The 6,570-nt window shown below is 62.2% G+C and carries 8 protein-coding genes; 5 read left to right on the plus strand and 3 right to left on the minus strand.

Annotated elements, in window-relative coordinates; all coding sequences use genetic code 11:
* Positions 1 to 83 precede the first annotated feature (83 nt).
* Genes BLR25_RS09595 through BLR25_RS09605 form a run of 3 tightly spaced genes read left to right on the plus strand, consistent with a single transcriptional unit; the run spans position 84 to position 2,275 of the window.
* Positions 84 to 524, plus strand: coding sequence for an NfeD family protein (locus tag BLR25_RS09595; RefSeq protein ID WP_091936960.1), 441 nt, complete (start codon positions 84 to 86; stop codon positions 522 to 524).
* A complete protein-coding gene (locus tag BLR25_RS09600; protein WP_091936962.1) occupies positions 521 to 1,381 on the plus strand; it encodes an SPFH domain-containing protein in 861 nt (286 codons plus the stop codon). Before BLR25_RS09595 ends, BLR25_RS09600 begins: the two co-directional genes overlap by 4 nt.
* A gap of 12 nt (positions 1,382 to 1,393) precedes the next feature.
* Positions 1,394 to 2,275, plus strand: coding sequence for a DMT family transporter (locus tag BLR25_RS09605; protein ID WP_245715517.1), 882 nt, complete (start codon positions 1,394 to 1,396; stop codon positions 2,273 to 2,275).
* 194 nt (positions 2,276 to 2,469) lie between these two features.
* Here the strand turns inward: BLR25_RS09605 and BLR25_RS09610 are convergent, their stop codons facing one another.
* Entirely contained in the window at positions 2,470 to 2,892 is a 423-nt protein-coding gene (locus BLR25_RS09610) for a hypothetical protein (RefSeq protein WP_091936964.1), read from the minus strand.
* A gap of 126 nt (positions 2,893 to 3,018) precedes the next feature.
* Here BLR25_RS09610 and ycaO point away from each other — a divergent pair, with 126 nt between their 5' ends.
* Positions 3,019 to 4,749 carry a 30S ribosomal protein S12 methylthiotransferase accessory factor YcaO gene (gene ycaO / locus BLR25_RS09615; RefSeq protein ID WP_091936966.1) on the plus strand — a complete coding sequence of 577 codons (1,731 nt, stop codon included), beginning with the start codon at positions 3,019 to 3,021 and terminating at the stop codon, positions 4,747 to 4,749.
* A gap of 130 nt (positions 4,750 to 4,879) precedes the next feature.
* Positions 4,880 to 5,581: a FadR/GntR family transcriptional regulator gene (locus BLR25_RS09620; RefSeq protein WP_091936968.1), complete on the plus strand. Its 702-nt coding sequence runs from the start codon at positions 4,880 to 4,882 to the stop codon at positions 5,579 to 5,581.
* 63 nt (positions 5,582 to 5,644) lie between these two features.
* On the opposite strand, the gene otnC is transcribed toward BLR25_RS09620, so the two are convergent.
* Together otnC and BLR25_RS09630 are read right to left on the minus strand one after the other, a co-directional pair.
* Complete coding sequence (gene otnC, locus BLR25_RS09625) at positions 5,645 to 6,301, minus strand: 3-oxo-tetronate 4-phosphate decarboxylase (RefSeq protein ID WP_091936970.1); 657 nt, start codon at positions 6,299 to 6,301, stop codon at positions 5,645 to 5,647.
* A gap of 44 nt (positions 6,302 to 6,345) precedes the next feature.
* Positions 6,346 to 6,570 (minus strand): nucleotide-binding domain containing protein (locus BLR25_RS09630; protein ID WP_281245575.1); only part of this gene is annotated, 225 nt, incomplete at its 5' end.

Here is a 6,570-nt window from a genome sequence, read left to right on the forward strand (position 1 = left end):
GAGAACACACCCCATGGTAGTCGAACGGGGGAAATTCGGCACGGCCGGCTCAATGCTATTGTCTTCACACGGGGAGAAATCGCATGTTCGAATGGTGGCACTGGATGGTTCTCGGGCTCTGCCTGGCCATGGCCGAACTGGCGGTACCGGCCTTCTTCCTGATCTGGTTCGGCATCGGCGCCTTGCTCGTCGGCCTTGTCCTGCTCGCCTCGCCCGATCTCGGCATCGCTGTTCAGTTATTGCTGTGGGCGGCGAGCTCGACAGCCCTGGTAATCGTCTGGTTCCGCTATCTCAGGCCGGCCACCGTCAGCGCAGTCGGCAGTTCGACGGCGCATGTCACCGGCGAAATCGGCATTCTCGTCGGCGATCTCGGCCCCGACGCGCGCGGCCGGGTGCGCTTCCAGAAACCGGTGCTCGGCGCCGATCTCTGGGAATGCTATGCCGACAGGCCGATCCGCGCCGGCGCGCGCGTGCGCATCGTCGCCGTCGAAGGCAGTTTCGTCAAAGTGGAGGAAGTATCATGATCGGCACGACCATCACCTCGTTCGTATTCCTTGCTTTCGTCATCATCACCGTCGCCCGCGGCGTACGCATCGTCCCGCAGGGCGAGGAATGGGTCGTACAGCGCCTTGGCAAATACCGCGTAACGCTGCTGCCCGGCCTGCGCTTCATCATCCCCTACCTCGACTCGGTCGCCTACAAGGTGACGACCAAGGACATCATCCTCGACGTTCAGGAACAGGAAGTCATCACCCGCGACAACGCCGTCATCGTCGTCAATGCCATCGCCTTCATCAAGGTCACCGACCCGGTCAAGGCGGTCTATGGCGTCGAGAATTATTCCGAAGCGATCCGCAACATGATCATGACGACCCTGCGCTCGATCGTCGGCGAGATGGAACTCGACCACGCGCTCTCGCAGCGCGACATGATCAAGGCCCGGCTCAAGGCCGGCGTCGCCGACGAGGCGCTCGACTGGGGATTGACGGTCAAGTCGGTCGAGATCCAGGACATCAAGCCTTCGCAATCGATGCAGCGGGCAATGGAATTGCAGGCATCGGCCGAGCGCGAACGCAAGGCAATGGTGACCAAGGCCGAAGGCGAGAAGCAGTCGATGATTCTGACCGCCGAAGCGCGGCTTGAATCGGCCAAGCGAGACGCCGAAGCGCAGATCATGCTCGCCGACGCGTCGTCGCAGGCGATCACCAAGGTCACCGGCGCCTTTGGCGCCAATGAATTGCCGATGCTGTACCTGCTTGGCGAGAAATATATCGCCAGTCTGGGTAGAATGGCCGACTCGCCCAATGCCAAGGTCGTACTGCTCCCTGCCGATCTGCAGAACACCTTGCGCGGCCTGTTCCAGCATCTACCCAAGACCTGAAGCGAACGCGTTTTGACCGACAACCGACATCTATTCCAGGGCTACCTCGCCGCCATTGCCACGCTCCTGATGTGGAGCGCCTTTTCACTCGTTTCCCGCCTCGGCGGGAAAAGCGTCCTGACACCGTACGACGTCTATGCGCTTCGGGTTGTCACGGCCGCCGCCGTGCTGACCCCCTTCATCGGGCGCCTGCCGAAAGGCGCCTGGAAGGACAGCCGGCTGTGGCTGCTCACCGCGCTCTGCAGCCTCATCTACTGCCCGCTCGTCTACAGCGGCTTCAAATACGCGCCGGCGGCGCATGGCGGCATCCTGCTCGCCGGCCTGCAGCCCTTGCTGATCAGCCTCGTCGTCTGGCTATTTACCGGCAAGCGGCCGAGCCATGCGCGCAGCGTCGGCCTGCTGCTGATCACCGGCGGCATCGTCTGTGCCGCCGTCCCCTATTTCAACGCATGGTCGCCCGATTCGGCCTTCGGCGATCTGCTGATCTTCCTCTCGTCGGTGAGTTGGGCCGTTTATTCGGTGCTGGCGGCGCGCTGGGGCTATCCCGTCTGGGGACTGACCTGCGCCATCGCCTTCGGCTCGCTGGTCGTCTATCTGCCGATCTATACGCTCTTCCTGCCCAAGGCGCTGGCGGCTGCACCGCTCTCGGCGATCGTCATGCAAGGCCTGTATCAGGGCATCTTCGCCACGATTCTCGCCATGCTCACCTATCTCAAGGCCATCTCGATCCTCGGGGCCGAACGTTGCGCGCCCCTGCTCGCGCTCGTTCCGATCGTCATCGGACTCGTCGCCGTGCCGCTGCTCGACGAGCCTCTGACCGGCTGGTTGATGACCGGACTGGTACTGGTATCGGGCGGCGCGCTCGTCGCCGCGCGGCAAAAGGCAACGCTTTAGAGCCTATTTCGGTAGGGATCGTGGGCCGCGCCGACGGCCCTTCGGGTTGCCGATAGGGCCGGTGTCTGCGGCGTTGCTCCGCTTGCGCATGGAACAACCATGCGCTGCACCTCGCGCCTTGCATCCATCCGCCCCTATCGACAACGCGGCCCGTGAGCCCTACCGAATTGGGCTCTTAATCACTCCGGTCGGATTCAGGTACACCAGGTCATCAGGAGGCCATAGCCGGTCGCACCGAGTGCGACGGTGCCGACGACATGCAGGAGCGCCCGCCAGTGACTGGGGACCGGATAGTGTTCGTTGCCCGGACGCTTCGCTTCGCGCGCGCCCTCGACCCACTGGATGACTTCACCCAGCGCGAACAGACAGGCGAGGCCAAAGACGAAACAGCCGACAATGATCGTCCCCAATTGCCCCTGCCCGGTCCGACAGCTGAAATCGAGGCGTACCTGACCGCGCGTGATCGGATCGAAGGCCGTCGCCAGGCGGATAAAGGCGATCGCCATAAGCAGGAACAAGGCGATCACCGCCATGTAAATCCAGAACTCGCGCGTGCGCATGATGCGCCCGGCTTCGACGATCTGGTCCCTCAATTCACGAAAAAATCCCGAAAACATGATCAACCCCTCATCCGATCCCGGCCAAATTTCCGGCCAGGATCACAGTAATTCGTTTTTTTGGCGCTTGCATTCCCGCGACAATCCTGCGATAAGCTCGCCCTTTACCCATTATCGGACGAATTCATGACAACTGAACACTTCATTCCCGGCAAGGATGCCTCGCTCGAAGCGACGATCGGGCGCATGCAGCAAAAACTTGCCGAACTCGGGTTTCATGTCGAAGAACGTTCGTGGCTCAACCCGATTGATGACGTCTGGTCGGTGCATATCCGCGACCGCGACTGCCCGCTCCTGTTCACCAACGGCAAGGGCGCATCCCAGCTGGCCGCGCGTGCCAGCGCCCTCGGAGAATTCTTCGAGCGCTTGTCCTGCAATTATTTCTGGTCGCACTACCATCTCGGTCCGCACTTTGCCGACGCGCCTTTCACACACCATCCCGAGGAGCGCTGGTTTGACTTCGACGACGACGGCGCCTGGCCCGAAGCGTTGCTGACGCCGGATCTGCAGAATTTCTACAACCCGCAGCAGAGCATCGATGCGTCGATGCTCGTCGATCACAACTCCGGCAACGCCGACCGCGGCATCTGCGCCTTGCCTTTTACCCGCCTCAGCGATGACACCCGCGTCTGGTTCCCGGTCAATATCGTCGGCAACCTTTACGTCAGCAATGGCATGGCCGCCGGCAACAGCCGCAACGAGGCGCGGGCGCAGGCGCTGTCCGAAATCGTCGAGCGTCACATCAAGTTCCGCGTCTTTACCGAAGGGCTGTGTCTGCCGGAGATTCCGGCGGCCGTCATCGCCCGCTTTCCGAAAATCGCCGCCGATATTGCCGTGCTCCGCCAAGCCGGCTATGGCATCCTCGTCCGCGACGCCTCGCTCGGCGGCCGATTCCCGGTTCTCTGTGTGACCCTGCTCAATCCGCGCGACCAAGGCTGCTACTGCAGCTTCGGCGCCCATCCGCGCTTCGAGGTCGCGCTGGAGCGGGCGTTGACCGAACTGCTGCAAGGACGCGCGCTCGACGCGCTGGACGGTTTCCCGCCACCGGGTTTCGACCTCGACGAGGTCGCCAGCTCGCCCAACATCGAGATCCACTTTGTCGATTCGAGCGGCATCGTCGGCTGGCCGTTCCTCGGCAACACGCCCGACTTCGAGTTCTGCGACTGGAATTTCAGCACGACCACCGCCGAAGACTACACCTGGCTTGTAAGCCTGATCCGCGCCCAGGACAGCGACATCTACGTCGCCGATTACGAACATCTCGGCGTCTACGCCTGCCGGATCATCGTCCCCGGCATGTCGGAAATCTATCCGATCGACGACCTGGACTACGAGAACAACAGCGTCGCCAACGATTTCCGCGAAGCCCTTCTCTATCTGCCCGAACTCGACGACGAGGAATGCAGCGATCTGCTCGATACCTTCAACGACCTCAATCTCGCCGACGACCGCCTGGTCGCCGCGCTGATCGGACTGGCGCCCGATGCCGATTCGTTCTGGGAAGACCTGCGCGTCGGCGAACTGAAAACGCTGCTGGCGCTGGCGATCGGCAACGAGGAAGCGGTGCGCGAAGGCTGTGACTGGATCCTGCATTTCGGCCAGATCAACCCGGCGCGCCTGCGCGTCTATCGCTGCATCGACACGCTGCAACGTCTGTACGACGCCGGCGAAATCGATCCGTTCCGGACCGCCCTCGAACACCTGTTCGGGCCGGCCACGCTGGCCGAAGCAGAAGCGCTGATGACGCGCGAACTGCGTTTCTTCGGCATCGACGCGCCCGGCACCGCGTTCGCCGGTTGCGAGATGCACCAGCGCCTGCTGGCCGCTTACGAGAAGGTGGTCCGCGCCCACGGCTGACGCCGCAAGCTCGGGCATCGCCGCAACATCGACCCGGCCGATTTTCCGGGTCGATGACGCAATACACTGCAGACATGTGATATCATGCTTTTAGAACAGTGCGACTCTACTATCGCACGGGAGAATTTACATGCCTCGCACCAAGAACGTCGCCTCACTCTTCGAAAAAAAGACCAAGGTTTCGGCGGTCGATCTCGTCATAGACAGCATCAAGAACATCCTGATCCAGAAGAAAATTCTGCCCGGCGATCTGTTGCCGAGCGAACAGGCGCTGGCCGACAGCCTCGGCGTCGGCCGCGGTTCGGTGCGCGAAGCGCTGAAGATCCTTGACGCTTTCGGTATCGTCGAAATCATTCATGGCGACGGCACCTATATCGCCACGTCGGCCAACAAGAAGATTTTCGACCCGCTGATCTACAGCATGATCATCTCGAATTCGGACTCGAACGAACTGATTCAGTTGCGCGAGATGGTCGAAATGGGGGTAATCAACACGATCATCGACAACGCCACCGACGAAGACCTGCGCAAGCTCGAAGCGGTGCATGCCGAATACGAGGCCCTCGGTCAGCGCGGCGAGACCGACCTCGCCCAGCTCAACGCCTGCGACCTCAAGTTCCACCGCACGATGGCGACGCTGACGCACAACCACCTGATCGAGAACATGTACAACTTCGTCATCGACATCTTCGCGCCGACGATCAATGCCACCTTCGGGCTTGAGCGTCACCGCAAGATCATTACCGCAATCGTCGGTCGCGACAAGGCGGCGGCAATGGCGGCCGAACACGATCACACGGCAACCTGGATCGCCTCGCAGAAAAAGCTCTGACGACGGACACGGTTTTGCGCAACAAGCAGGCGGCACACCGAAACTCGGCGTGCCGCATTTTTTTCAGAGATCCAGTTTGAACGCCACTTTCAGTTCTTCCATCTGCGCCGCGTTCAGGCAATTCGTCGCCCGCCCCTGCAGCAGCAGGAAGATCTTCGCCGTCTCTTCGAGCTCCTCGCTCGCGTAGATCGCCCCTTCCAGGTCCGGCCCCGATACCACCGGTCCGTGATTCGACAGGAGCACCGCGCTGTGCTTCGCCGCCAGCCCCCGGATCACCTCGCCCAGCGCCTTGTCCCCCGGCCGATGGTAGGCCACCAGCGGCAGGCGCCCGATCTTCATGACGAAATACGGTGTCAGCGGCGGCATGCAGCTGTCCGCATCCAGTCCGGCCAGACACGACACCGCCGCCGAATGCGTCGAGTGCAGGTGCACGATCGCCCCCGCCTGCGGCCGCACTTCGTACATCGACCGGTGCAGGAAGGCTTCCTTCGACGGCGCATCGCCCGCCAGCACTTGTCCGTTCCAGTCCAGCTTCGAGATCCGCGCCGGGTCGAGTTCGCCCAGGCACGAATTCGTCGGCGTCAGCAGCCAGCCGTCTTCCAGCCGCACGCTGATGTTGCCGCTGCTGCCCGCCGTCAGGCCGCGTTCGTACAGGGACCGCGAGAGTCGCGCGATCTTGTCGCGTTCGCGCGTTTCCGCGCTTTGTATGTGTGCACTCATGCTTTCGATATATTCCTTGTTATGCCTTGCGTATGCGGGGGCTGCTACAACTTGCTCCATGCCTTGAGGAAGAAGTCCGGCGTACCGAAGTTCCCCGATTTCAATGCCAGCGCCAGCGGCTTCTCGCGCGCTTCGCCGCCGATGCCGGTCGTCCATGGCACACCCGGATCGATCTCCGGCCCGATGCGCAGCCCGCTCACGCCGAGTGCCTTCACCACCGCGCCCGAGGTCTCGCCACCGGCGACAATCAGTTGCCCGACGCCCTTGGC

The sequence above is a fragment of the Propionivibrio dicarboxylicus genome (genome assembly GCF_900099695.1).
In the GTDB taxonomy this organism is placed as follows: domain Bacteria; phylum Pseudomonadota; class Gammaproteobacteria; order Burkholderiales; family Rhodocyclaceae; genus Propionivibrio; species Propionivibrio dicarboxylicus.

Coding starts and splice junctions, on each gene's coding strand:
- BLR25_RS09620 (WP_091936968.1), top strand. CDS start 4,880: ATGCCTCGCACCAAGAACGTCGCCTCACTCTTCGAAAAAAAGACCAAG.
- BLR25_RS09600 (WP_091936962.1), top strand. CDS start 521: ATGATCGGCACGACCATCACCTCGTTCGTATTCCTTGCTTTCGTCATC.
- ycaO (WP_091936966.1), top strand. CDS start 3,019: ATGACAACTGAACACTTCATTCCCGGCAAGGATGCCTCGCTCGAAGCG.
- otnC (WP_091936970.1), bottom strand. CDS start 6,301: ATGAGTGCACACATACAAAGCGCGGAAACGCGCGAACGCGACAAGATC.
- BLR25_RS09595 (WP_091936960.1), top strand. CDS start 84: ATGTTCGAATGGTGGCACTGGATGGTTCTCGGGCTCTGCCTGGCCATG.
- BLR25_RS09610 (WP_091936964.1), bottom strand. CDS start 2,892: ATGTTTTCGGGATTTTTTCGTGAATTGAGGGACCAGATCGTCGAAGCC.